A 26,260-nucleotide genomic window follows, 5' to 3' on the forward strand; every position below is an offset into this window, starting at 1 on the left:
ACAGAGCAGTTAAGCCCAGTACCGTTGATGATACTGCAATCAAATGCGGGAAAGTAAAAAAGCTCCAAAATATTACAAAGTAGATAAGCCACTCCAAAAGAGTGGCTTTTTGCGTTTTATAAGGTCAGTATCGTTGAGAATATTGAAAACATACTCCGAAATCAACATAGAATATAAAATGCCTACGAAATATTGCTATTACCTTGCCTATCTTTAATGATAGATAGAAGACTTCCTATATAAAATGAATTATATTTGAAGTACAGTAATGACGTTTGAAAGCTTTCTAGATATACAAATTTTTTTTAAGAATAAAATAATCTTTAATTTATTCTTAAACTCTTGATTATACAATTATACTTTGCTAAATTAAAGTATAATTGTATTTATAAATAGTTTTTCTCCATTTTATGAAATATCTACTCTACATGCTAGTGTATTGCACCTTTAATTATACATTAGTAGCTCAAATTACATTATCTGGGACTAACTATAGCCAAGGTTTTAATCAATTAGCTTCTGGTTTACCTCAAGGATGGTCCATTCGAACTGGTGCAAACTCACATAGTTTAGGGAATGATGTTACTAGTGATTTTGTAGCAACACCAACACCTACAGTTATAGGGGCTAATGGAACCTATTGGAAAAATACTACTGCAAAATTCAAAAATTTTGCTTCTTTCAAAAGCTCATTAATAGGGAATTATGTACAGCAAGCAAGTGAGCCTGACAGAGCCTTAGGTGTAAGACAAAGTTCTACATTAGGTGACCCAGGGGCTGCTTTTGTATTGTGCATAGCGAATACACAAGCACTTCAAAACTTTCAACTATCATTTGATCTACAATCTTTAGACGATACAAATGGTGAAAGACAAACAATATGGTCAGTCGATTATGGTATAGGAGATAACCCATCTGCTTTTTCAACAATATCAACAGGTCATACAACCGGAATGAATCAGGTTTTTAGTAATCGTATAAACACTACTCTTCCTGCATCTGTTAATAATCAAAATCAAAAAGTATGGATTAGAATCGTAACATTATCGGCGTCAACAAACCCATTAAATGCTTCTAACCCGACTCGTACCTCATCAGCGATTGATAATTTTAGCCTTTCCTATCAACTCATGCCAACTCCTATTACTTTAAGTAGCTTCACAGGTGAGATACTAATTAATCAAATTGTTCAATTGAAATGGACTACTATTGAGGAATTAAACAATGATTATTTTTCTATTGAAAGAAGTAGTAATATGCTTGATTTTAAAGAAATTGGGAAGGTAATTTCGCAAGGAAATACAAAGTCAGAGAAGTTATATAAGCTAATAGATAAACAGCCTGAAATAGGTATAAATTATTACAGACTTTGTCAAGTTGATAATGACTCAACTAAAACCTGTTTTAAGCCTATAGCGCTGAAAACGGAGTGGACAGACTCAGGACAGCAAACTAGTATATATCCATCCTTATTTTCAAAAAATCAACCCTTGTTGCTTATTTGGACGAGAGAAGATCTACCTTATATTGAGATTCATACGGTAAATGGAATTTCTGTATCCTACGAATTACAACAAAATAGTGATAAAAAATATGTTATTCGATTGAAAGAAGATACCTATAAGGGTTTAGCTATTGTTTCAGTATGGTGGAATACTAGCAATATGTTGACCCAAAAGATATTAATTGAATAAAATAAGAAAAGCTGGATAAACCAGCTTTTCATGTATTAAGAGAATAAATCGATGATGTCGTCTTGAGAAAGTTTTTTCAGAAAACCCTCTTCTGTGCTAATGAGGTCTTTTACTAAGTCTTTCTTCTTTTCTTGTAATAAAAGAATCTTTTCTTCTATGGTATCTTTACAAATCATTCGATAGGCAAATACATTTTTCTTTTGTCCAATACGGTGTGTACGGTCGATGGCTTGTTGCTCAACAGCTGGATTCCACCATGGATCAATCAAATAAACATAATCGGCCTCTGTGAGGTTGATCCCCACGCCACCAGCTTTTAGACTCATCAAGAATACCCGACAGTTTTCGTCTTCTTGAAAACGATTTACACGATCTTCTCTGTCCTGTGTTTTACCATCGAGATATTCATAAGAAATATGATGCTTTTCAAGATGTTCTCTAATTAAATCTAACATTTTGAGAAATTGACTGAAAATCAAAATTTTATGATTTCCAGCATTCTCTTCTATCTCACGTACAATTTCGTCTAATTTAGCCGAATTATTTTCAAGAGGAATTTCTGTGTTAATTAAAGCCGGACTATCACAAATTTGACGTAGTTTTAGCAAACCTTCAAGAATCAAAAAAGAAGCTTTTTCTTTACCATCAGCAGCCATTTTCTCTACTAATTTCTGACGGTAGTCTTCTCTGTAAGAATCATAAACTTTTCTTTGTTTTTTGTCCATTTCACAGAAAATAATACTTTCTGTTTTTTCTGGTAAATCCTTAGCTACTTCTTCTTTAGTTCTTTTTAAAACGAATGGATAAACAATTTTACGTAAGTGTGCTGCTTGTATTTTATCCTGTCCTTTGTCGATTGGTGTGGCAAATTCAGATTTGAAAAACTCTTGGCTCCCTAATAAACCAGGGTTAATAAACTCCATTTGAGAAAATAAATCAAATGTATTATTTTCAACAGGTGTACCTGTCATAACCAAGCGGTTGGTGGCATTAAGTTGTTTTACAGCCTTTGAAATCAATGAATCAGGGTTTTTGATGGCCTGTGATTCATCAAGAACAACATAATTGAACGGAAAAGACTTGAATAGTTCAATATCAGAACGTACCATTCCGTAAGTTGTGAGAATAATGTCGTACTCATGCCAATGATGATTGTTTTTTTGGCGAGTACCGCCACGATGCACAAAAAGCTTCAAATCTGGGCAAAACTTACTTGCTTCAGCTTGCCAGTTGAAGATTAGAGTAGTAGGTAAAATAACAAGATTCGTAGTATCCTTATGTCGATTTTGTTGTTCTTGCAAAAAAGTCAACATCTGCAAAGTCTTACCAAGACCCATATCGTCTGCTAGAATACCTCCCCATTTGAATTCGTCAAGAAAGGAAAGCCATTTGTATCCTTCAAGCTGATAGTCACGTAAAGTCGCTTTTACATTGTGAGGAACAGCCACATTTGGAAGTTGCTTGAAATTGAGCAATTTTTGCTTTTTTTCAAATAATTCCTGCTGAATAGCAAAATTATCAATATCTGCACCTAGTTCGTCGAGTAATGAGAAATGAAGCTTAGATACCTGTAAATTTTCACCTTTGATTTTACCTAGCTTAAAAATATGCTCATATTTCATCAGCCATTCTTCAGGCAAAATTCCTAATGTACCATCTTTTAGTTCTACATAATTTTGTTTCTTCAAAACAGCCTTTTGGATTTCTTTGAGAGAAACTGTTTGGTCACCAAATACGATTTCAATTTTCATATCAAACCAATCAATGCCCGAACTAGTTTTTACAAAGAAGCTAGCCTTATTAGGATTGTATTTGAATTTTTTTAATTCTTGAGTACCAAAAACTTTGATACCTTCTTTTTTCATTTCTTCAAAAAAGGTAAATAACCAATCGTTTTTGAGTACATCGTTGAAGCTTAAATGAAAAAAAGAATACTGCCCTTGTGACTGGAATTCATAGTGCAATAACTGAATCTTTTCGAAGATTTCCTTTTCTAAAACTGCGTTTCGTTCTTGTATAAGAATATCGCCATTAAGATAGTCTAGGCGACTAGATTTATGATCATAAGTAAACTCGTATTGGATTGGTTCTTTTTTAGGCTCAATAGCTTTTTTAGAACCACGTTTTGGGGTTATGATTTCAGTAACAGGCTCTTCGGGTAATATTTGAGAGTAAACAAATCTTGGGACAAAAATGAGGTTATTTTCCTCTTCCTTAAGCACCAGTTTGGCTTCAATAAATTGTAGCGCTTCTTTTTGAATATGTTCTTGTAGATTTATTTCTAAATCGAATTTCTGGCTTAGAGGAATAATAAAGTCATGTACAAAACCTTCAAAATCCTCTCTTTTTACCTTAATAACTCCTTGATTCTCGAGATAATGTAAAAGATTGGCAATTTCGGGTGATGCTACTTTATGTAATTGTTCTCCATGCTCACGTATCCAAAAACTATTTAGATTAATTAATGAAGCTAGTCTAATACGTTTTTTGAGAATACGAGTATATCCTTCTAAGATAATAAATTCTGAATCTTGACGAAGAGTAAAGAATGGTATAATTCTCTCGCTCGACAATGTAATAGGTGTTAATTCGTGATGAGAATTGAAATATGGTGAACTGGCAAGAAAGACCTTTCTACCTTTTAGCAAGTGAAAAACCTTATCTAGTTGTTTGCTCAGATATTCCTCAATAATCGGTAAAGTATCAGCCGAAACTTGCTCTCGATCAAGGTAATCATGGAAGTAATTGAGGCGAATTTCTTTTCTTTTAGCAAAAGATTGAATGCCATCTGCATTGATGCTATTGATAGTATGAATTATCTGTAGATCTTCGTCAGACAATTGAGGAAAGTCTTTGAACTGAGCAGTGTCAAATGATTTAAAGCCTGACATTTTGCCTTGTCCGTTAATTTTACAAGAATGTACCTCAAATTGGACATCGTTGAGATATTTGGCATCTTTAAAATGCACTACATAAATAATCTCACGAGTTTCTTGAAGGCTAGTATCATCGTTATTAATCTGAAAAGCATACTCTTCTGGACGGAAAATCTTATTGTTGATAATACGCCAGTTTTGATAGGAGCTAATTTTTTGAATGCTTTTGTCTAGCTTGACTAAGGTAACAGAGCCATCTTGATTGATTTTAAAATCGAATTTCCCTTTTAAATCATCTTCTAAGCTAAAGCCATATTCTTGCAGAAGCTTATTCTTTTCGGAAGTATAATCACGCATTTTATCAAATGGATTATACGTACCATATTTTTCTCGAATGGCTAAAATAGCTTGAAGTTTATGAACACAAAGCTGTGAGTCGATAGAAGTATGACAAGTACAAGACGTGAAAATTTCTTGGTTAAAACGTAAACGTTCAACCTTTACATGAAAAGTTTCTTTTTTGATAGATACATCCACTTCGGCAACCCCATTGAGTGCATGGGTAATGTTGACCTGAAAGAGATTATCGTTACGTTTTTTCCAATCTTCTTCCTGCGCCAATTGCTTTAGAGACCAATCGTCAAACGAGCCAATTTTAAGAATATGTTGAGCTGTAATAAACTTTGGTTTTGGGGCAGTTGTAGAGACTTTTGACGAAGTAGGATTCGTTTTGATATATTCTTTCAAAGATAAAAGAGCAGCTACACGGTGCTTACAGATACCTCCCCAGTCATATTCACAGTTACATTTGGTTCGTATAATCGGACCATTCCAATTTTTGATGTCAACTTGATAGAGTTTGGGGCCAGATTCGCTTTTTACTTGATATTTAGCTTCTCCATCGCCTTCCAATTGAATGCTTTCGAGCCTACAAGCTTTGGTTTGAAATAACTGTACTCCTTTATTATGAACTTTAGGTAACGAATTCCCTTTTAAGAACTTATCTAATTTATCGCTAATCACTGAAGACATTTATCGTGCGTGTATTTTGATTAATCCGCAAAGATACGGATATTAGATATGGTAATTCTGGAAAATTTCGAAAAATCCAGAAAATATTCAAATCTTATTGATACCCAATGAGTTTGGACGACCTTAGAGATTTTACACCGAATCATTATTATAGTTATGACACCTTTTGCACGCTTCCCTTTTTTGAGGTATGTGATATGCCTTATTGCTGGTATTTTATTAGCTCCTTATTTTGAGGGGTATTATCTTGGGCTTTTTGTTAGTCTGGTATGTCTTTTTGTCTTATATATTTTTGCTTCCATAAAATTTTCAAAGAATCTAACAGGATTGTTGGGCTTACTGATGATTGTTGGAGTGGGAATTTTGATTGTTGAACTAAAAAAAGAAACTCTTTTCAAAAATCATTATTCCGATTTTACTGATGCAAAAGCAATTCATTTAGTGGAGATTGTGGAAATGGTAGAGGAAAAAGCAAACACTTGGAAGGCAATTGCTGAAGTGAGAGAAGTAATTAAAAATGATACAATATATTCAAGCCATGGCAAAACTTTATTGTATATCGATAAGAAAGCAGAAAGAAAACCAGAGTTAGGAGAAAAATACTGGTTGATTAATCACTTACAAAAGATAGAAGCTCCAAAAAATCCTTACGAATTTGATTTTCGGAGATACATGGAGCTACAGGAAATCTTTGACCAACAATATGTCAGAAAAGGCGACTTCTTATATACAGGCGAAACAGAACATAAAAGTATTTATTATTACGCTATGCTGTTGAATCGCTATGCAGATAGAGCTGTTGTCAAATCTATTCCAAAAAAATCTGTTTATGGGGTAGTCAATGCTATGGTCTTGGGTGTAAGAGACGAGTTGGATTCGCCTTTAATGCAAGCCTATTCGGCGGCAGGTGCTATACATGTACTTTCGGTGTCGGGGATGCACGTTGGGATTATTTATCAAGTACTGATTATTTTATTAGGCTTTATTAAGAAAAGAAAAAGCCGATGGGGACAAACAACCTTTGTGCTTGTAGTCTTAAGCTTGCTTTGGTTTTATGCTTTTTTAACAGGACTATCATCTCCTGTATTACGATCTACGTTGATGTTCTCGATGGTACTTATAGCAGAGTTTATTCACAAAAAACAGAATACCTATAATACGGTTGCTTTTTCGGCATTTGTATTGCTTTTGTGGAATCCTAATTTCATTTTTCAGGTTGGCTTTCAACTTTCTTATCTAGCAGTTTTGGGAATGCTATTTTTTCAACCATTACTAGTTAAATTGTGGATAACTGATGTCCACAAAGGTTTTCATATAAGAATATTGTATTGGTTTTGGGAGTTGACCTGTGTGTCTGTTGCTGCCCAATTAGCTACTTTTCCACTGACGGTGTATTACTTTCATCAATTTCCTTTATACTTCTTATTAGCAAATCCTTTTGTTATATTCTTTTCTACCTTGGTGCTTTGTGTAGGCTTGTTGTTTATCGTTATATATCCTGTTTTACAGTTGTTTAAGATATATTTTGTACTTGAATACTTAGCAAGGTTTTTAGAATCTCTGACAGACTTATTAAATTTTTCAGCTAAAATGACGGAAAAATTACCTCATTCAATGATACAATTTTTACACTTTTCAAAATTGGAAGTATGCTTCATATTTGCTTTGTTGATAACTATTGCTTCATTGTGGATAACTAAGTCATTCGTGTGGATAAAAAGTAGTGTTTTATTGCTTATAATCTTGATTTGGATACAAATAGAGGAGCAATTTAGGATTAGTGAACAGAAACAACTAGTTATCCACAGTATTCCGAAGGGACACGCCATAAGTGTGCTTGATGGAGCAAATGTGTTGATAATTGGCGACAGTGGTTTTATTAAAAATAAGAAAGAAATAGGTTTTAGGCTGAGTAATTATTTTTCTGAAAAAGGAGTCAAGGATACTTTGTGTGAAAGTTTGCTGCAAACAAATGCCATTCGAGTGCTGACTTATCAACAATACAAATTACTGTATATTCCTTTTCGGCTCAATAAACGAAAAGTAGCTTCGAATGTCATATTTGACTGGATTATTATAGGCAATAAAGCAATCAGAAAACTAGAAGACTTAGAAGGATTAAAGTATAAAGCTTTGATTTTGGATGGTTCTTGTTCAGAATATTATGCACAAAAGATTTTGAAACAATCTGAAGAGTTGGGAGTTAAAGCAGAGTATTTGAGATATAGTGGGGCTAAAGTTTTGTTTGGAAAATAAAAGCATTGGTCAACGATACCTTACGCCACGTCGAAAAACTGTTACCATTCATCACAAGCTGTTTTTAAATTCGTGTATTAAAATCTATTTTCGTTATTGGATTATTTCTAAAACACATACTAAAACAAGTAAATTAACTCAAACACAACCATTCAACATGCTAAAAAATGCTACTAAAGTTTCCTTGGCTATGTTGTCGCTTGGCATTGCATTAAATGCACAGGCGCAAGATAAAAAAGGAGATGCTAAAGCCTCTGCTGCTGCGCCAGCGGCTGTGGCTGCCCCAAAAGCTGATGCTCCTAAACCTGGACCAAAACCATACAAGGAAGTTATTACTGACAAAGCAAAAACTTCTAAAGGCTTGTTTACAGTTCATAAAGTTGAAGATAAGTACTATTTCGAAATTCCTGATTCTTTGATGGGACGTGAAATTATGACTGTAACGCGCGTTTCTAAATCTGCTACAGTACCAGGTTCGGTAGGTTTGCCAGCTTATGGTGGTGAAATGCTCAATCGTCAGGTGATTCGTTTCGAAAAAGGACCAGACAATAAGGTTTTCTTGCGTGGTGTTCAGTATATCAACGTTTCTGCTGATTCAACGCAACCAATCTACAAGGCTGTTCGTAATTCGAATGTTGACCCTATTGCTCAAGCATTTGAAGTAAAAGCTTTCAAAAAGGATTCTGTTTCAAAATCTACAAATACGGTAATTGATATTTCGGATTTCTTCAAAAGTGAAAACCAAATTATTTCATTACCACCTATGATTAAGTCTGCGTATAAATTGACTACGTTGGCTCCTGATCGTACTTATTTGACTTCTATCAAGACATATCCAATCAATACTGAGATTAGAGCGGTTCGTACTTATAACGGTGCGCCTTCTACGCCTGGTGCTCCTAGTTCAATGCCTTCGGTTTCTTTGCCTTCGGTAGCTACAACAGGAGTAATGACAATGGAAGTGAATACTTCAATGATTTTGTTGCCAAAGGTACCAATGAAGAAACGTAACTTCGACTCTCGTGTTGGTTTCTTTGCAAATGGTTACACTGTTTTTGATGAAAACTCACAAAGAACAGAAGACCAAACTTTTGCGGTTCGTTGGAGATTAGAGCCTAAAAATGCTGAAGATGCAGCAAAACAAAAGAAAGGGGAAATAATCGAGCCTAAAAAACCAATCATTTACTATATCGACCCAGCTACTCCTGCAAAATGGAGAAAATACTTGAAAGCTGGTATCGATGATTGGCAAAAAGCGTTTGAAGCTGCTGGATGGAAAAACGCTATCCGTGGTGAAATCTTGGCAGATAACGACACAACGATTAGCCTTGAGGATGCTCGTTATTCGGCGGTTCGTTATTTTGCTTCTGATATTGAGAATGCTTACGGTCCAAACGTTCATGACCCACGTTCGGGTGAAATTTTGGAGAGTCATATTGGTTGGTATCACAACGTAATGAAGTTGTTAAAAAAATGGTATATGACTCAAGCGGCTGCCGTAGACCCACGTGCTCGTAAAAGCAAATTTGATGATGAGTTGATGGGTGATTTGATTCGTTTTGTATCATCCCACGAGGTTGGTCACACTTTGGGCTTACGTCACAACTACGGTTCAAGTAGCACAGTTCCTGTTGAGAAACTTCGTGATCCAAAATGGATTGCAGAACACGGTCACACTCCATCTATTATGGACTATGCTCGTTTTAACTACGTGGCACAGCCAGAAGATGGCGTAAAAGATTTGTATCCAAGAATTGGAGAATATGATATTTGGGCAATCAAATGGGGATACCAAACATTGGATGGTGCTACTCCAGAAGACGACCAAAAAACATTGAGTAAAGAGTTTATTCAAGAAATTGCGAAGAATCCAAGAATTTGGTTTGGTACTGAAACGAACCCTTATGACCCTCGCTCTCAAAGCGAATGTTTGGGTGACAACAACATGTTGGCAAGTGAATATGGTATCAAAAATTTAAAGCGTATTGTACCAAACTTGATTGATTGGACAAAAGAAGAAGCTCAAGATTATGATATGTTGACTGAATCATATAACGAAATTGTTACGCAGTATCGTCGTTATATCGGTCACGTAGTGAAAAACGTTGGTGGTATTTTTGAAACACCAAAGTCAGCAGACCAAACAGGTGTTGTATATGAGCCAACGCCAAAAGCTACTCAAAAAGAAGCGATCACTTGGTTGAACAAATATGTGTTTGATACACCAACTTGGTTATTGGAAGAGAAAATCCTTTCTCGTATTCGCCCTGACCAAGGTTTGGATGCTATCTCAAGAATTCAAGATGCTGCATTGTCAAGTATTTTCTCTATCGACCGTTTACAGCGTTTGGTTGAAACTCAATCAAAATATCCAACAGCTTACGGTATCGACGAAATGTTGACAGATGTAAAATCAAACGTTTTTGCTGAGCTTAAAACTAAAAAAGCAACAGATAGCTTCCGTCGTAACTTGCAGAAGAACTATGTTGAGAAATTGATTGCAACGACAAACGCTTCTGGCGCTTCTATGTCTGGTGGTTTCTCATTCAGAGGCACAGTTGTTCCTCCAGCGGTTGATCCTCGCAAAACTGATATTGTATCAGTAAGTCGTGGACACTTGTTGGCATTGAGAGACGAAGTAAAAGCAAGCTTGCCATTGATTCAAGACAAAATGACTAAGTATCACTTACAAGATGTTTTGTTCAGAATCGAAAAAGGTTTAGACCCAAAATAATCAATAGCCTAAAGACACAGAAGTATATTCAGTAGATAAGTGCTGTTTTTTGCTTCTGTGTCTAAACTATTGAGTACAATGAATAACGAAAATCCCACTAGCAATAGTGGGATTTTTGCTTTATATGGTAACTTTATTGTGGAATTGGATAGAGAAAAGCAATTAATGAAATGGACTTTGGAAAACTTTCAAAATTTGATGTAGAGCGTGTCGATTTTACCCTCTTACAAGATAATGCCTTTAACTTGGAGGTATTGACTGGAACAAAATCAACAAAACCTAAAATCTGGATAGGATGTCCCATTTGGGCAAATAAAGATTGGAATGGGAAAATATATCCGTTTAATGCCAAGAATCAAGATTACCTTTCTTTATATGCCAAACAATTCAATACGATTGAATTGAATGTGACACATTATCAAATACCCAATGAAGAAACCATTCAGCGCTGGATGGCCGAAACGGAAAATGGATTTTTATTTTGCCCAAAATTTCCTCAGGTTATCTCGCATGATAAACAACTCCAAAATGCACAAGAGCTGAGTCAGTTGTTTTGTGATAATATCTTGACACTAGGAGATAAGCTTGGTTCTAGTTTTTTGCAATTAGCCCCACAATTTGGTCCAAGACAACTACCTATTTTGGAGAAATATATTCAATCTATACCTCAGTCATTAAAGTTTTCGGTCGAATTCAGAAACGAGGATTGGTTTAAAAACCCAACCATTTGGCAAAATACCCTTCAGATGCTCAAATCCTATCAAGTTGGAACAGTAATAACCGACGTGGCGGGACGACGAGATGTTTGTCATCAAAGTCTGAGTACCACTACCGCAATGATTCGTTGGGTTGGCAATGAGCATCCTTCTGATTATAAACGAATAGACGAATGGGTACAGAGAATCAAACAGTGGTTGGATAAGGGCTTGGAAGAATTATACATTTTTGTCCATATCTGCGAAAATACCATAGCACCAGAAATGGCAAATTATTGGATTCAAGAACTGAATTTACATTGTAATTTGGAGATTATCCCACCGAAATTTTTACCCAAAATAGAGCAAATGAGCTTGTTTTAAGGATATTGTAAATACTTGAATCGCAGATAAATGCAAAAATAGATAGATAATACTTGGTGTTTGTATATTCTTCGTCTAACTTTGCGCCATGAACAGCACAATTACACATCATCATCACCACTTGATTTCCTAATCGGGAATGGGCTGATGCGTGTTTGTGCCATTTTGAAGAATTGAATTATTCAAAATATACAAAAAGCCTGATTCCTTACCGAGTCAGGCTTTTTGTATTTTGGCAGTATCCTAAAAATTACTTTGAAGGCTCTAATCGATAAGCCTGACCATAAATTTACCGTAAATGAAAACTGTAATTATTAAGTACAATGCTGGTAACGTTCAGAGTGTCATGTACGCTATGGACCGTATAGGAGCATCTTATCTTTGGACCGACGATGAGCAAGAAATTCGTACTGCTGATAAAGTGATTTTTCCTGGGGTGGGTGAGGCAAGTACAGCCATGAGTTATTTAAGAGAAAAAGGCTTGGATAAAGTAATCCCTTCTTTGACACAACCAGTACTCGGAACTTGCGTAGGTATGCAATTGATGTGCCGCCATTCTGAAGAGAATCATACTACTTGTATGGGAATTTTTGATTTAGATGTGAAGAGATTCGATTCTACAAATTTCAAAGTTCCTCATGTGGGTTGGAACAATATTTACAATCTCAAAACTGAATTGACTCAAGGTTTGCGTGAGGATAGTTATATGTATTTTGTACATAGTTATTTTGCCGAATTGAGTCCTTATACTGTTGCTGAGTGTAATTATGTACAACCATTTTCGGCAATGCTACAAAAGGACAACTTCTATGCAGCACAATTTCACACAGAAATTAGTGGCAAAGAAGGTCAGCTGATTTTGGAAAACTTCCTAAAGCTGTAACTATATAAAAGAAATCATTTTGCTCAAGCCTTTGACTTGCAGCTCAACATAAACAGAACAATATTGCGATGATTCAGATTATTCCAGCAATTGATATTATCGATGGCAAGTGTGTACGTCTTACTCAAGGAGATTATTCTCTGAAAAAAACTTATAATGAAAACCCTTTAGAGGTGGCCAAGTCATTTGAAGATGCAGGTATTCAGCGTTTACATTTGGTTGACTTAGATGGTGCTAAACAAAAACGCATTATCAACCATAAAGTTCTTGAAACAATCGCCAACAAAACCAGCTTACATATCGATTTTGGAGGAGGAGTACAGTCAGATGAAATGATTCAATTGGCTTTTGATTATGGTGCAAAACAAGTAACGGGTGGTAGTGTAGCAGTAAAAAATCCTGAGTTGTTTGAAAAATGGTTGCAAGAATATGGTGGTGAAAAAATCATTTTGGGTGCTGATGCCAAAGATGAAAAAATTGCCATTTCTGGTTGGGAAGAGTCAACAGAAAAATCGGTTTATGATTTTGTAGGAGAATATATTGCTAAAGGAGCAAAATACACGATTTCGACAGATGTTGCCAAAGATGGTTTGTTACAAGGACCAAGTTTTGATTTATACCAAAAACTTCAAGACCGTTTTGCAGACTTACATATCATTGCAAGTGGTGGGGTATCTGAATTGAAAGATATTATTCAGTTAAACGAAATGAATGTCTTTGGTGTAATCGTAGGAAAAGCTATTTACGAAGGGCGTATTACGTTAAAGCAATTAGCCGATTTTCATAAATAGAAAACAATATCAAGTTTACTTACAACTTCTTATCAATGCTAACGAAAAGAATTATTCCTTGTTTGGATATAAAAGACGGTAGAACTGTAAAAGGAACCAACTTTGTTAATCTCCGTGATGCTGGCGACCCTGTTGAATTGGGCGCAATTTATGCAGAACAAGGAGCCGACGAATTGGTATTTTTGGATATTACCGCAACAGTAGATAACCGTAAAACCTTGATTGATTTGGTACGTAACGTGGCACGTCATGTCAATATTCCTTTTACGGTAGGTGGAGGTATTTCTTCTATCGACGATGTTTCGGCTTTATTAAATGCAGGTGCCGATAAAGTTTCTATTAATTCCTCGGCCGTTCGTCGTCCTGAATTGATTAATGAGTTAGCATTACAATTTGGATCTCAATGTATCATCGTAGCGATTGATACTCGTTTTGTAGATGGAGAACATATTGTGCATACACACGGTGGACGTAAACCAACCGAATTGCGTACTATTGCATGGGCAAAAGAAGTGGAAGACCGTGGAGCGGGTGAAATTCTGTTGACTTCTATGGATACTGATGGTACAAAAGCTGGTTTTGCCAATGAGCTTACCGCTACTGTTTCTGCAAACTCTTCTATTCCAATTATTGCCTCGGGTGGTGCTGGAACTATGGAACATTTTACAGAAGTATTTACTACAGGAAAAGCCGATGCTGGATTAGCCGCAAGTATCTTTCATTTTAAGGAAATAGATATTATAGAACTAAAACAGTATCTCCAACAACAAGGAATTTCAGTAAGATTATAAATAAATCAAAATTGTAGAAGATGAATTGTGAATAATGACATTTACAACTTATCGTTCGCAATTCATCATTCACACATTTATCAATTAAAAGCTATGCAATTAGATTTTGAAAAACAAGGAGGCTTGATTCCTGCCGTTATTCAAGATGCCAAATCCGACAAAGTATTGATGTTGGGATATATGAATCAAGAGGCCTTGGAGAAAACAGAAAAAGAAGGTGTGGTTACATTCTTCAGTCGCTCAAAACAACGTCTTTGGACAAAAGGAGAAACATCTGACAACTTTTTACATGTAGTCGAAATCCTTAAAGATTGCGATGAAGATACGCTTTTGATTAAAGTTAACCCAGCTGGACCTACTTGTCATACAGGGGCTGATACTTGTTGGAACGAGGTAAATGCACCAGGACAGGCAGGCTGGTTGAATTACTTGAAAGCTGTTATTCGTGAGCGCAAAAATAATCCTTCTGAAAAATCATACACAGCAAGTTTATTTGAAAAAGGTACCAATAAAATTGCTCAGAAAGTAGGAGAGGAGGCTGTCGAATTGGTTATTGAAGCCATGGACAATAACAATGATTTGTTTAAAGGCGAGGCTGCCGACTTATTGTTTCACTATTTGGTATTGCTAGAACAACGAGGTATTGATTTTGACGAAATCATTGACGTACTTCGTACAAGACATAGCAAGTAAATAGCTATTCTGTATATACTCAACTATCTTCAAACCTTTTGTACATACAATGGTCAATTTCATCATTAAGTATTTGTTGATTGCGATTGCAGTGTTTGTATTTGCCAAATACATCGACGGTATCGTGATTCAGGATGACAACTTTGTTATATCCTTGAAGGTGGCTCTAGCGATGGGTTTTGTCAATACCTTCCTCAAGCCTGTTCTCAAAATTATTAGCTTTCCCATTACTTTGTTAAGCCTTGGATTATTTCTTTTAGTAATCAATGTAATACTCGTGTATTTGGTATCACATTTTGTTACAGGCTTCAATGTTCATGGATTCTTACCTCCTTTATTGTTTAGCTTTGGTATCTCTGTGGTATCCACAATTTTAGGATGGATTTTAGATTAACAAAAAATGAGTAAACCTTATTTTAGTTAAGGTTTACTTTTTTTACGTGTCGTATTTATTACAAAAAAAGAAAATAATGGATTAATGGTAAAATAAAGGAAATTATTTTAAATCTCTCATTATTCTTCATATCTTCGTACTCTCCATAATACTCTCACTTTTCTTTTTGGCATATTTTTTGAAATGTTAGCCAACAAATTGCAAGATAAATAGTTATGTCTTTTGTGTTACCCTTGACTACAACCGCCAATGATGTCAAGAGCACGAACCTGACAGGGTTTGTCCGATTGATAATTAATTGAGTAGTTACATTTGAATTAGTCTATTAACACATGAAAAAGATCCTTCTTTTATTTTTAATCTCGTTACTTACATTTCAGATACAAGCTCAAAAGAGTAAGTATGCTTCATCTTCCATAAAACCTCAAGAGCGTTCCAATATAGAAAAATCACTTAATTGGGCCTCTACGTCATCTCAGCATATATCTGATACTAGAGGCTATGAAATTGGAGTTAGTGCCGCTCCCGTAGATAGAGATTCTATTTATCATGAGGTTGATATTGCACCTTCATTTCCTGGAGGTGATGAAGCGGTTCGTAGATTTATCGCTCAAAACCTTATTAGACCTAAAGGTTCAAAGGGCGAGGTTGTTTTGGTAAAGTTCTTAGTTGAACGTTATGGCGAAATTAGCAAAGTACATATTGTAGAAAGTAATGGCGATACTCAAATAAGTGCAGAGGCTATTAGAGTTGTACGAAAAATGAATGCTTGGAATCCTGCTAAGATTAGAGGCGTAGAAGTTGCTTCATATTATGTGTTGCCTGTACGTTTCTAGGCAACGTTACTATAAAATATAAAACAAACATGAGTTATCCCTAATTTTAAGATTGGGGTTATTCTCAAAGTTTTCATCAAAAAAGCGGTCGGAAAATATTTTCCGACCGCTTTTTTGATACTACTATGCTAGATTTTACTTGGCTTAAGATGCAATGATTGCGTCTCTAATGCTAGAAAATTTTAAATTAATCACTCATTCATTCAATCGCTAAATCACTAAATTAGGGATGACTCATATTTGGTTTATGGAGTACCATGTTGAAAGGTAACTTCTGTGGCGATTCCCATAGCACTAAATCGGATACTCATAGATAGCGCACTAGACTTCTGTGTCTTATTTTGACAATGTGTTCCCGGTTCAAAAAAGTAGATATAGTATTTTTGATTACGGTCGGCCAACTGTTGAATGTCTGGTTTTCCTAAATAATCATCCATATCGTTGGCACTAACACCTTTTATTTCTCCTTTCAGGCTTTTTACTTTTTCTAACATGGCCAATCTTTTTCCTTGACAACCCCCTCTGTCTGATTTCCAAGTTTCCAAGTCGAGTCCTGCTAAGTTAGGTTGTTTGGTACAAGCCACAGTGCTAATCAATAAAAATATCCCAATGAACCCACTGATAATTTTTTTCATGTTGATAAATGTTTTGTTATAATTTACTCAATCGTTCACCTGCTATTTCTAAAGTTTGATTGTCTTTAGCAAAACAGAATCTTAAGGTTTTATAATCGTTTTTTTGATGGTAAAAAGCGGAAACAGGAATACTCGCTACGCCAATTTCCTTTGTAAGTCGTTGTGCTAATGTCAAATCGTTCTCGTCAGTAATTTTGGCATAGTTGACACATTGGAAGAAACTTCCGCTTGCTGGAATCCATTCAAATCGACTTCCTTGAATACATGCTATAAATTTGTCTCTTTTTTCTTGATAAAACTGCGAGATTGACAAATAGTTATCGGGCTCTTGAAGAAACTCTGCCAAAGCATATTGAATAGGTGTTACCGTCGAAAACGTTAGCCATTGATGCACTTTTCTAAATTCTTCACTTAACTGCTGTGGAGCCAAGCAATAGCCCACTTTCCAGCCAGTAACATGGAAGGTTTTGCCGAATGACCCACATACAAAAGTGCGTTTTTGAAGCTCGGGATGACGAATAGGACTCCAATGACTATGACCATCAAAGATGATATGCTCGTAGACTTCATCACTAACGATAAAAATATTGGTATCCTTAACGATAGAGGCTAATTGCTCTAGGTCGTCTTTGCTCATAACCGTTCCTGTTGGATTATGAGGTGTATTGAGCAAAATGAGTTTTGTCTTATCTGTGATTTTAGCCTTTACTACTGACCAATCAATCTGATAATTATTTTCTGGAGTAAGCGTAACATATACAGGAATGCCACCATTGAGGCGAACGGCTGGTTCGTAAGAATCGTAGTTGGGTTCAAGTAAAATAACTTCATCACCTGTTTGTACCACAGCTGTGATAGCTGCGTATAATGCCTCAGTTGCACCCGAAACAATCGTGACTTCTAGGTCAGGATGATAGGAAATACCGTAAAGATCTGATGTTTTTTGTGCAATAATTTCACGCAAAGGCTGAATCCCAGATAATGGAGCATATTGATTCATGCCTTTGCGCAAATATTTTTCAACTAATTCAATCAGCTTGGGTGAGCACTCAAAATTTGGGAAACCTTGTGACAGATTGAGTGCGCCATGGTCATTGGCTAGTTTAGACATGACCGTAAAAATGGTAGTACCAATATGGGGTTGCTTAGATTGTAATTGCATGTAAAAAATCAGCCATTGTGAACATGCAAAATAAGGTAAGGATTGGCAAGTATCCCAACATATTGGCAAGTATTAGGTCTTAAATTTCAAGAAACCACTCAAGGTATCCTTGCTCTATAATTCCCTGAACCTCTAAGTCTTCGTTGAAGATAACCATATTGGCTTGAAACCCTTCTTCTATTCTGCCTAAGGTTTGGTCTTGTTGGATAGCTTGAGCTGGATACGTAGAAGCCATACGTAAGGACTCGTCGAGAGGAATTCCTACTTTTAAGTAACAATTAATAACCCCCTGAATCATACTAAGTGCCGAGCCTGATAAAATACCATTGGTATCAACATAGCGATCGCCAGCGTGAATAAATTTATAATCGCCAGAAATATCCTCAGTAACGGCATCAGTGATAATAAACAGACGTTCGCCCATCATTTTTTTCGAAATACTTACCGTCGGGTAACTTACGTGCACACCATCTGGAATAATACTAGCCCAAACATCACTATCATACGTAGCACCAACAAGTCCCGGTTCGCGGCTCTGAAACTGCGACATGGCATTGAAAAGATGGGTAACTCGCTTGATACCTTTGTCAAAAGCTTCTGTAGCTTGTTGGTAGGTAGCAGAGCTATGCCCAGCAGAGATAATAATATGACTTTCAAGAAGATATTTTAGTTGTTCATCGGTAAACTCCTCTGGAGCAATAGTCATGTAGGTAGGTATATCTTTGGAAGCCTCTACCACTTGAATGAGTTCTTCATTGGTGGGCTTTCTGATAAATTCGGCTACGTGTGCACCTCGTTTAGGAAAACTAAAATAAGGTCCTTCCAAGTGTAAGCCAACCAAGCCTTTTCCCCCTTGCGCCAAATAGTCTTTAGCAACTTGAATAGCCTCCAGTATTTTGTCGAGAGGTGTGGAGGAAAGGGTAATTTGGAAGTGACTAGTTCCCGAGCGCCGTATTTCTTGATAGGTTTTTTGAATTGTCTGAATACTTGTGCTTGAATTGAATAAACTACCGCCACCACCATAGATTTGAATATCTATAAATGATGGAGCAATAGAATATCCTCTCATATCTACAATTGATAGCTCGCTATCAATTTGTTCTTCAGGGATAATTTGAAAAATGCTTTCATCCTTGATGATAATCGCATGTTGTTCAAGAATTTTTGAAGAAGTATAAATTTTGCAGTTTTTTAATGCGTACATAAGCTAAATGGTTAACGTAAATGAGTGAGGTAAGTTTTCGTAGTAGTGTGTATGAAATAGGTTGATGAAGAGACAAACTCTTATTGAATTGTTTCTACATCGACCACGATTTTCCAAGTATTTTTTGATTCTTGTTGCCATATTCTCAGAAAACTGCCTTTGATGTCTTTATCTTGAGTTTTTCCTGAAATGTTTCCATAAACACAGGCAAAGTCGGTAGCTTGTGATACAATAGTCTTGAGACCTGTATAAACGAGTTTTTTCTGGTAATTTTTTTGTAAAAAAGTAACAGCATTGGCTTTTCCCTCTATTGGTATGTTGTTATCTCTGATTAGTAAGACGCTTTCAGCAAGGTGCGGTTCGTGTGGGTTCAATGAAGTTTGAGCATTTTTCCAGTAATAGAAATCCTTCATAAATACAAAACGTTCTGCTTGAATCACCGAGTTACTTGATGGTTTGAAGGTACTAAATCTTTCTTTGAGTACTTGGTTGGAATTGGCTTTATGTGCAACACCAATATCGGCACGAACACGCCAATCTCCTGTGTTTTGCTTTTGCCAAAGCGTTACAAAAGTACCAGTTGCGGAGGCTGCCGTTTGTACATTAGCCGAAGCTTGCCAATTACCAATAGAATAGCCCAAATCGCCCGAAAGCGCCATTCCTGCATAGATAGGTTGCCATTGTAATAAGCCTTGATGTTTTTTGTTTTTCCATGTTTCCAAGCCATTTTGTGGCATTCCTTTGTCAAAAACTACGCCATCTGGTGCCAAAAAATGGAGAAAAGCAGTTGGTGTGTCTTTATCTAATGCCATTTGTGAGAATGCATTTTCGGTTGCAATCATCTGACGAATAGCTTCTTTCTGAGAAATGTCCTGAAAACGAAAAGCCGTAAATAACAAGCAGATAAAAAAAGTAAATCGCATATCGTATAAATATTGAGTGATTGAGTGGGTTATGATTGAGTGATTTTTACAAATATCTATCCCCTCAGACGCAATGCTTTGTAAATTATAGATTAAAAAATAATCACTCATTCGCTCAATTACTCATTCACTCAATAGTTGAAGTTACAATGAAAATAGTTATTTCTTGAGCCAGTCTGGGTGCTTTTTGTGAAAATCGGTAGCGTCTTGATAAATTTTGGCAACTTCTAATAGTTTACCTTCACCAAACAATTTTCCCATAAAAGTGATACTTGTTGGGCGTCCTTCAGAACGGAATCCATTGGGTAGTACGACACATGGATGCCCCGACAAATTAGTGAGTGTCAAATTGGCATTGCCAAAAGCTGGTGAAATATAAACGTCTATATCTTTGAGTTTAGTCTCCATATCTTGAATAAGCTTGGTACGGAGGCGATTGGCTTGTAGGTATTCTACCGCAGGAATAAAACGAGACGCACGGAATGAATTTGGCCAAGCATTCTTGATTTGTCTGACCATAGCATCATCTTTTCCATTGCGTGTTAGCTCATCAAATGCTGTGGCTGCTTCGGCACTGAGGATAATAGTCATATCTCCTACAGGATAGTTAGGAAGTTCAAGCGGTATTAACTCAGCACCTAATTTGCGTAAAGTTACCAAGGATAGCGAATCATGGGTCTTGGTAGGGTAATTTCGGTCAAAATCTTTTTTCAAATAAGCGATTCGGATACCTTTCAAATCTTTTCTATTACCATTAAAGCTAAACGAAGCATCAATCGTGCTGAGGTCTTTTCCGTCGGTTCCTTTGATAGCATTAAAGACAATCGCACAATCTTCGACCGTTCTACAAATAGGACCCAGTTTGTCCATCGACCAGCTCAAAGCCATTGCGCCTGTACGAGGTACACGACCAAAACTTGGGCGAAGTCCAGTAGTTCCACATTCGGAAGAAGGCGATACAATAGAGCCTAAAGTTTCAGAGCCAATGGCAAATGGTAATAGTCCTGCCGAAACAGAGGATGCCGAACCTGCCGACGAGCCTGATGACCCTCGTTTGAGATTCCAAGGGTTTTTGGTTGTTCCTCCAAACCAAACATCTCCCCAAGCTAGCTCTCCGAGTGTTAGTTTGGCACAAAGCACAGCGCCAGCTTCTTCTAAACGAGTAATTACAGTAGCATCATAGTCCAACACTTGGTCTTTGAATGGTACAGAGCCCCAGGTGGTTTTGTACCCCTTTTTAGCTAATAGATCTTTAGCACCATAGGGAATACCATGTAATAACCCTTTATATTTTCCTTTGGCTATTTCTGAGTCAGCTTTTTGGGCTTGTTGAATGGCCAAATCCTCTGTAAGTGTAATCACACACGCCAATTGTTTGTCATAGGTTTTTAGTCTTTCCAAGAAAAACTGAGTTAGTTCCAACGAGCTAATTTGTTTTGTCCGAATCAATTCAGCCAATTCGCGAACACTCATAAAAGCCAAATCACTTTTATTTATAGGAAGTTTAACGCTAGGGTTCGTTGAGGGGATAAACTTTGAGGGAGTTTTGTCAAAAGTAAATCCTATAGGTAAAGGATTAAAGGCAATAGCTGGGGCAACCTCATTATTGATAGATATTTTTCGAATTTCTTCAAAATTCCGCCTATTATCAGTCACATCAAAAATCATGGAATCAGCTTCGGCTTCCGAAAACTCTAATCCTAATAGTGATTGAGCGTGATGTATGACATTGGTGGTGATAGGTTGATTTTCAAGTTTTTGGCTAATAAAAGCTCCTAAAAATAGACAGCCTATGCAGGCTATTGGCAAGAAGTAACTTTTTTTCATAGAGTTGATATTAGTTTGTTAAATTTTCAAAATGAGAAGGTTTTGTTCTACTTTAAAGTTAAGCCAAAATGAGAAAGAATTGTTTGATGAAAGAGAAATTTAGCTCAACATCAAAGATTGAAAGCGAAATGAAATAACAAATAATTGAGAATTTTCGAGAATAACCTATAGTCCGATTTTTTTGTTGATTATCTTTGGCACAGCAAATCTATTTGATAGCGCCACTTTGAATATTTAACAAACAAAAAACATATTATTATGTACGAGATTCTAGTAACTTCTCACTCTTACCTTCGTTGGCTTGTGTTAATGTTGGGTTTGGCCACAACGATTAGTGCCATTATGGGCAAAACTTCTAAAGCGCAGTTTTCAGATGGTGATCGTAAATTGGGTCTTTTCTTTATGATTTCATGCCACACTCAATTGTTACTAGGCGTAGTTCTTTACTTTGTGAGTCCTTTCGGAGCAAAAGCATTCGAAATGGGTATGAAAGAAGTAATGGGCAATGCTTTTTATCGTAAAATTGCTGTTGAGCACGTATTCACTATGATTATTGCTTTGGTATTGATTACGGTGGGTCATTCAAAAAACAAGCGTGAAACCAACGATGCTAAAAAATTCAATAATGCCTTGATTTTCTTTGGATTAGGCTTGTTATTGATTTTACTTGGTATTCCTTGGAATAAAGTAGCTTAGTAAGTAATATGCTTCCTAAAAAGGCTTATCAGATATTTCTGATGAGCCTTTTTTTTACCTTTCAATCAAATTTGGAGATTTATCGGGAATAAAAGTTTGAAAAGTAGTTATTATTTGTAATTTTTATTAAAAAAAATATTCGATAAATTATATAAAAACCTATTGGAGCTTCATCTTTCATTTTGAAAACACATCAATTGACCATTTTTATATAAAACTGCTTAACTTTGTAAGGATATGAATAAGTGTATTTTTTTAGATAGAGATGGTGTTTTAAACGTAGATAGAGTGGACTACGTTTATCGCATCGAAGATTTGATTATTCCTGAAGGAACAGTGGAAGCATTGGAGCGATTGAAGGCTGCGGGCTACTTGTTGATTGTTATTACAAACCAGTCAGGTATTGCGAAGGGTATTTACACGCGCGATGATGTTTGGATGTGTCATAATTACTTTCAAGAGCAATGTGGACACCTATTGGATGATTTGTATTTTTGCCCTCATCATGAGAATTTCAACTCGGCATCTCTTACTCGCAAGCCTGGCTCATTAATGATAGAAAAGGCTATTGCCAAATACAAAATTGATCCAGACCAATCTTGGATGATTGGCGATGCGCACCGAGATATTAAAGCGGGACATCGTGCGGGGGTAAAAACGATACATTTAACCGAAAAACCTGAAGAGTCATTTTCCGAAATTACGACAAATACTTTGTTGGAAGCAAGCCAGATTATTGTTCCAGCTTAGTACTTGAAAAATATATTCTAACAAAAAGAATCAATTGAGTGATTATTTAAAATTTGTATTCAATATAGATACGTAATGCTTTGCGTCTAAATCTCTATCATTATAGTATCAAAAAAGCGGTCGGAAAAGTTATTTCCGACCGCTTTTTTGATGAAATTTTAAGATGATTTATATTGCTTAGAATGCTACAACCTTATTTACGTTTTTTACGGTCATTGCCCTGTTTGTTGTCTTTACCGCCTTTGTAGTCTCTTTTTCTGCTATCTCTACCTCTTGAGTCTGATTTAGATTTGTGACGAGAATTAAAGCGTTCTTTGTCATTTTTACCACCACCACGGCTTTCATTAGCGCCTGCTAGCAATAAATCCATCGTTCTACGAGCTAAATTACATTCTTTTACTCGTACCTGAACTTTATCGCCAAAAGTATATACTTTGCCGTTGCGCTGACCTACAATACGGAAGTTGTCTCTGTCAAAATCATAGAAATCATCTTTCAAATCGACCATACGAACGATACCTTCTGAAGCTGTTTCGGTAATTTCTACAAAAATACCGAACTCGGTTACGCCCGAAATGATACCATCCCATACACGTTCTTCTTCCATCATACTCATGTATTCCACTTGCTTGTACTTGATTGAAGCGCGTTCGGCTTCACTGGCAAGTTTTTCCATTTCAGAAGAATGTTTGCATCGTACTTCCCATGCGGCTCTTTCGAGTGGATCACCTCCGTCGAGATAGTGCTGTAGCATACGATGCGCCATCATGTCTGGATAACGACGAATTGGTGACGTAAAATGTGAGTAGAACGGAAATGCCAAACCAAAGTGACCAATAGGGTCTGTACTATATTTGGCTTTGGACATGGTACGTACCGCCAAACTCTCCAAAATATTTTGCTCTGGCTTTCCTTCAATACCTTCCATCAGTTGATTGAAAGAACTACTGATTTGTGCGGCTTCTGTTGCTACCGAATAACCAAACTTCTTGGCAAAGGTAGAAAACGTACGAAGTTTTTCAGGGTCTGGTGCTTCGTGGATACGATACACCATGGTATTGCGAGGCTCTTTCTTACGAAGTTTATACACATACTCAGCCACACGTTTGTTGGCCAAAAGCATGAATTCTTCGATAAGTTTATGAGCATCTTTACGGATTTTTTGGTAGATACCTAAAGGTTTACCATTTTCATCCAATTTGAATTTTACTTCAACTGTTTCAAAATTTACAGCACCGTTAGCAAAACGCTCGGCACGCATGATGTGTGCAAGGTTGTTGAGAACAGTCAATTCATGTAAAAACGGAACGTCTGGCGTAGTAGGTTCTTCTACTTTTTTCTTACGACCACGTTTGGGCTTTACTTCTTCAGCGGGTGTCGCAACGTCTGTAGTTTCGTTGATAGTAACTGGCGCTTCGGCAGGAGGATTATTCAGATCTAATACTTCCTGTGCCTCTTCGTAGGTAAAACGCTTATCAGAGTGAATTACTGTGCGACCAAACCATTCGTTTTTGATTTTACCTTTTGATGTAATTTCAAAAATGGCTGAAAAAGTTAATTTGTCCTCGTTGGGACGTAATGAACACAAGCCATTCGATAGTTTTTCGGGAAGCATTGGCACTACTCTGTCTACCAAATACACAGATGTAGCACGTTTAAAAGCCTCTTGCTCCAAAATAGTGTTTGGCTGAACATAATGCGTTACATCGGCGATGTGGATACCGATTTGATAATTACCATTTTCGAGTTGTTCAAAGCTCAAGGCATCATCAAAGTCTTTAGCGTCTACAGGGTCAATTGTAAAAGTAGTGATTCCACGCATATCTCTACGCTTGGAAATTTCAGCTTCAGAGATTTGTTCTGAAATATCTTCAGCATCTTGTTCAACACCTTCAGGGAAATGGTATGGTAAACCGAACTCTGCCAAAATTGCGTGCATTTCGGTATTATTTTCGCCAGCCTTACCCAATACTTCCTGAATAATACCTTCCATTTTGCGTTCGCCAAGAGGCCATTTTGTGATTTTTACAATCACTTTATCGCCATGTTTTACATCTTTGAGTGCTTCTCTAGGCACAAAAATGTCTTGATATAAACGCTTAGAGTCAGGTGAGACGAAAGCATAATTAGGGAGTAACTCGATAGTTCCCACGATTTCGGAGCGACCATGCTCTAAGATTTCTACCACTTCGCCTTCTGCACGGTCAGAGCCTTTTTTACGTTTTGCTGAAACCAATACTTTGACAATATCGCCATCGATAGCTCCATTGAGGTCTTGGCTTGAAATCCAAACGTCATCTTCACGACCATCTACTACCACAAAGGCAAATCTTGCATTGACATGGTCGATTTTCCCTGTCACAAACTCAGTGACACGGTCTATGATATAATTGCCGTCTTTTTGACGAATCAGTTTTTTGTCTTTAGTTAGTTCTTCAACTAGGGTAGCAAAAAGTTCTTTTGTACTGCGGTCACGAACGGCAAAGGCTTTGTGAACTTGATTGAGCGACAAGCTTTTGTCGTCGTTGAGTTCGAAAAATGATAAGATTTCTTTTTTTATAGATACTCGAAATCTTTCTTCTTTGCTATTTTTCTGTTTAGTCATTGATGTATAATTACCTTTTTATTAAGTAAAAGGATATTTTCCGTTATAAAATGAGAAATAATGTGCTTGTTGCTTTCAGCTACGAAGTATTTTAAGATAATACGCTACAATATGTTTTACCCCAAGTCTTTTGCTGATTGCCAGTGTGAATGTAAGAGCTAAAATGATACCAATAAGTAGATTGTAGATTTGAGAATGTTAACTTCGGTGGTGAAATAATCCGAGGTCACGATTTAATATTTTATGAATTGTTAGTTTACAAATAATTAATCACAAAGTTACTTCCTTACTATATTCGCTCGATACATTACACGAATAGTCCTAATTTACTATTATTCTTGTATATATGACAATATTTAGGTGTATTTGGTTTAGTATGATGCCAATAAAGAATAGTTC

19 protein-coding genes are annotated in these 26,260 nt (G+C 36.4%); 12 read left to right on the forward strand and 7 right to left on the reverse strand.

What is annotated here, in order from left to right:
• Nucleotides 1-410 precede the first annotated feature (410 nt).
• Nucleotides 411-1,694, forward strand: coding sequence for a hypothetical protein (locus QM491_RS19245; protein WP_283329168.1), 1,284 nt, complete (start codon nucleotides 411-413; stop codon nucleotides 1,692-1,694).
• 35 nt (nucleotides 1,695-1,729) lie between these two features.
• Here QM491_RS19245 and QM491_RS19250 read toward each other — a convergent pair whose 3' ends face one another.
• Nucleotides 1,730-5,602, reverse strand: coding sequence for an SNF2-related protein (locus QM491_RS19250; RefSeq protein ID WP_283329169.1), 3,873 nt, complete (start codon nucleotides 5,600-5,602; stop codon nucleotides 1,730-1,732).
• Nucleotides 5,603-5,758: 156 nt separating this feature from the next.
• Between QM491_RS19250 and QM491_RS19255 the strand changes: the two genes are divergently transcribed.
• The 9 genes from QM491_RS19255 (at nucleotide 5,759) to QM491_RS19295 (ending at nucleotide 16,059) form a co-directional block, all read left to right on the forward strand.
• Complete coding sequence (locus tag QM491_RS19255; protein WP_283329170.1) at nucleotides 5,759-7,858, forward strand: ComEC/Rec2 family competence protein; 2,100 nt, start codon at nucleotides 5,759-5,761, stop codon at nucleotides 7,856-7,858.
• Between the two features lie 157 nt (nucleotides 7,859-8,015).
• The gene (locus QM491_RS19260; protein ID WP_283329171.1) at nucleotides 8,016-10,592 is read left to right on the forward strand and encodes a zinc-dependent metalloprotease; all 2,577 of its coding nucleotides are present in this window, start codon (nucleotides 8,016-8,018) and stop codon (nucleotides 10,590-10,592) included.
• 170 nt (nucleotides 10,593-10,762) lie between these two features.
• The gene (locus tag QM491_RS19265) at nucleotides 10,763-11,671 is read left to right on the forward strand and encodes a DUF72 domain-containing protein (RefSeq protein WP_283329172.1); all 909 of its coding nucleotides are present in this window, start codon (nucleotides 10,763-10,765) and stop codon (nucleotides 11,669-11,671) included.
• 298 nt (nucleotides 11,672-11,969) lie between these two features.
• On the forward strand, nucleotides 11,970-12,554 hold the full coding sequence (gene hisH / locus QM491_RS19270) for an imidazole glycerol phosphate synthase subunit HisH (protein ID WP_283329173.1): 585 nt from the start codon (nucleotides 11,970-11,972) through the stop codon (nucleotides 12,552-12,554).
• A gap of 68 nt (nucleotides 12,555-12,622) precedes the next feature.
• Nucleotides 12,623-13,345 (forward strand): 1-(5-phosphoribosyl)-5-[(5-phosphoribosylamino)methylideneamino]imidazole-4-carboxamide isomerase, encoded by a 723-nt coding sequence (gene hisA / locus QM491_RS19275; protein WP_283329174.1) that lies wholly within the window; start codon nucleotides 12,623-12,625, stop codon nucleotides 13,343-13,345.
• Between the two features lie 35 nt (nucleotides 13,346-13,380).
• Nucleotides 13,381-14,136, forward strand: coding sequence for an imidazole glycerol phosphate synthase subunit HisF (gene hisF / locus QM491_RS19280; RefSeq protein WP_283329175.1), 756 nt, complete (start codon nucleotides 13,381-13,383; stop codon nucleotides 14,134-14,136).
• A gap of 93 nt (nucleotides 14,137-14,229) precedes the next feature.
• Nucleotides 14,230-14,829 carry a bifunctional phosphoribosyl-AMP cyclohydrolase/phosphoribosyl-ATP diphosphatase HisIE gene (gene hisIE, locus QM491_RS19285; RefSeq protein WP_283329176.1) on the forward strand — a complete coding sequence of 200 codons (600 nt, stop codon included), beginning with the start codon at nucleotides 14,230-14,232 and terminating at the stop codon, nucleotides 14,827-14,829.
• Nucleotides 14,830-14,878: 49 nt separating this feature from the next.
• Entirely contained in the window at nucleotides 14,879-15,223 is a 345-nt protein-coding gene (locus QM491_RS19290; protein WP_283329177.1) for a phage holin family protein, read from the forward strand.
• 332 nt (nucleotides 15,224-15,555) lie between these two features.
• Complete coding sequence (locus QM491_RS19295; RefSeq protein WP_283329178.1) at nucleotides 15,556-16,059, forward strand: energy transducer TonB; 504 nt, start codon at nucleotides 15,556-15,558, stop codon at nucleotides 16,057-16,059.
• Nucleotides 16,060-16,304: 245 nt separating this feature from the next.
• On the opposite strand, the gene QM491_RS19300 is transcribed toward QM491_RS19295, so the two are convergent.
• The 5 genes from QM491_RS19300 to QM491_RS19320 form a co-directional block, all read right to left on the reverse strand.
• Nucleotides 16,305-16,694 (reverse strand): hypothetical protein, encoded by a 390-nt coding sequence (locus QM491_RS19300; protein ID WP_283329179.1) that lies wholly within the window; start codon nucleotides 16,692-16,694, stop codon nucleotides 16,305-16,307.
• A gap of 16 nt (nucleotides 16,695-16,710) precedes the next feature.
• Nucleotides 16,711-17,856 (reverse strand): methionine aminotransferase, encoded by a 1,146-nt coding sequence (locus QM491_RS19305; protein WP_283329180.1) that lies wholly within the window; start codon nucleotides 17,854-17,856, stop codon nucleotides 16,711-16,713.
• 79 nt (nucleotides 17,857-17,935) lie between these two features.
• On the reverse strand, nucleotides 17,936-19,060 hold the full coding sequence (gene nagA, locus QM491_RS19310) for an N-acetylglucosamine-6-phosphate deacetylase (protein WP_283329181.1): 1,125 nt from the start codon (nucleotides 19,058-19,060) through the stop codon (nucleotides 17,936-17,938).
• An 80-nt stretch (nucleotides 19,061-19,140) separates the two neighbouring features.
• Nucleotides 19,141-19,983 (reverse strand): Cif family virulence factor, encoded by an 843-nt coding sequence (locus tag QM491_RS19315; protein WP_283329182.1) that lies wholly within the window; start codon nucleotides 19,981-19,983, stop codon nucleotides 19,141-19,143.
• Nucleotides 19,984-20,142: 159 nt separating this feature from the next.
• Nucleotides 20,143-21,810 carry an amidase gene (locus QM491_RS19320; protein WP_283329183.1) on the reverse strand — a complete coding sequence of 556 codons (1,668 nt, stop codon included), beginning with the start codon at nucleotides 21,808-21,810 and terminating at the stop codon, nucleotides 20,143-20,145.
• Between the two features lie 258 nt (nucleotides 21,811-22,068).
• On the opposite strand from QM491_RS19320, the gene QM491_RS19325 reads away from it, so the two are divergent.
• Together QM491_RS19325 and QM491_RS19330 are read left to right on the forward strand one after the other, a co-directional pair.
• On the forward strand, nucleotides 22,069-22,506 hold the full coding sequence (locus QM491_RS19325) for a cytochrome B (protein ID WP_283329184.1): 438 nt from the start codon (nucleotides 22,069-22,071) through the stop codon (nucleotides 22,504-22,506).
• A gap of 237 nt (nucleotides 22,507-22,743) precedes the next feature.
• Nucleotides 22,744-23,256 carry a D-glycero-alpha-D-manno-heptose-1,7-bisphosphate 7-phosphatase gene (locus QM491_RS19330; protein WP_095166145.1) on the forward strand — a complete coding sequence of 171 codons (513 nt, stop codon included), beginning with the start codon at nucleotides 22,744-22,746 and terminating at the stop codon, nucleotides 23,254-23,256.
• Nucleotides 23,257-23,449: 193 nt separating this feature from the next.
• On the opposite strand, the gene QM491_RS19335 is transcribed toward QM491_RS19330, so the two are convergent.
• Nucleotides 23,450-25,861, reverse strand: coding sequence for a ribonuclease R family protein (locus tag QM491_RS19335; protein WP_283329185.1), 2,412 nt, complete (start codon nucleotides 25,859-25,861; stop codon nucleotides 23,450-23,452).
• Between the last annotated feature and the right edge of the window lie 399 nt (nucleotides 25,862-26,260).

It is taken from the genome of Flectobacillus longus (genome assembly GCF_030056705.1).
GTDB classification, from domain to species: Bacteria; Bacteroidota; Bacteroidia; order Cytophagales; family Spirosomataceae; genus Flectobacillus; species Flectobacillus longus.

Coding starts and splice junctions, on each gene's coding strand:
- QM491_RS19295 (WP_283329178.1), top strand. CDS start 15,556: ATGAAAAAGATCCTTCTTTTATTTTTAATCTCGTTACTTACATTTCAG.
- nagA (WP_283329181.1), bottom strand. CDS start 19,060: ATGTACGCATTAAAAAACTGCAAAATTTATACTTCTTCAAAAATTCTT.
- QM491_RS19325 (WP_283329184.1), top strand. CDS start 22,069: ATGTACGAGATTCTAGTAACTTCTCACTCTTACCTTCGTTGGCTTGTG.
- hisH (WP_283329173.1), top strand. CDS start 11,970: ATGAAAACTGTAATTATTAAGTACAATGCTGGTAACGTTCAGAGTGTC.
- QM491_RS19290 (WP_283329177.1), top strand. CDS start 14,879: ATGGTCAATTTCATCATTAAGTATTTGTTGATTGCGATTGCAGTGTTT.
- QM491_RS19335 (WP_283329185.1), bottom strand. CDS start 25,861: ATGACTAAACAGAAAAATAGCAAAGAAGAAAGATTTCGAGTATCTATA.
- QM491_RS19320 (WP_283329183.1), bottom strand. CDS start 21,810: ATGAAAAAAAGTTACTTCTTGCCAATAGCCTGCATAGGCTGTCTATTT.
- QM491_RS19330 (WP_095166145.1), top strand. CDS start 22,744: ATGAATAAGTGTATTTTTTTAGATAGAGATGGTGTTTTAAACGTAGAT.
- QM491_RS19265 (WP_283329172.1), top strand. CDS start 10,763: ATGGACTTTGGAAAACTTTCAAAATTTGATGTAGAGCGTGTCGATTTT.
- QM491_RS19300 (WP_283329179.1), bottom strand. CDS start 16,694: ATGAAAAAAATTATCAGTGGGTTCATTGGGATATTTTTATTGATTAGC.
- QM491_RS19245 (WP_283329168.1), top strand. CDS start 411: ATGAAATATCTACTCTACATGCTAGTGTATTGCACCTTTAATTATACA.
- QM491_RS19260 (WP_283329171.1), top strand. CDS start 8,016: ATGCTAAAAAATGCTACTAAAGTTTCCTTGGCTATGTTGTCGCTTGGC.
- QM491_RS19315 (WP_283329182.1), bottom strand. CDS start 19,983: ATGCGATTTACTTTTTTTATCTGCTTGTTATTTACGGCTTTTCGTTTT.
- QM491_RS19255 (WP_283329170.1), top strand. CDS start 5,759: ATGACACCTTTTGCACGCTTCCCTTTTTTGAGGTATGTGATATGCCTT.
- hisA (WP_283329174.1), top strand. CDS start 12,623: ATGATTCAGATTATTCCAGCAATTGATATTATCGATGGCAAGTGTGTA.
- QM491_RS19250 (WP_283329169.1), bottom strand. CDS start 5,602: ATGTCTTCAGTGATTAGCGATAAATTAGATAAGTTCTTAAAAGGGAAT.
- hisIE (WP_283329176.1), top strand. CDS start 14,230: ATGCAATTAGATTTTGAAAAACAAGGAGGCTTGATTCCTGCCGTTATT.
- QM491_RS19305 (WP_283329180.1), bottom strand. CDS start 17,856: ATGCAATTACAATCTAAGCAACCCCATATTGGTACTACCATTTTTACG.
- hisF (WP_283329175.1), top strand. CDS start 13,381: ATGCTAACGAAAAGAATTATTCCTTGTTTGGATATAAAAGACGGTAGA.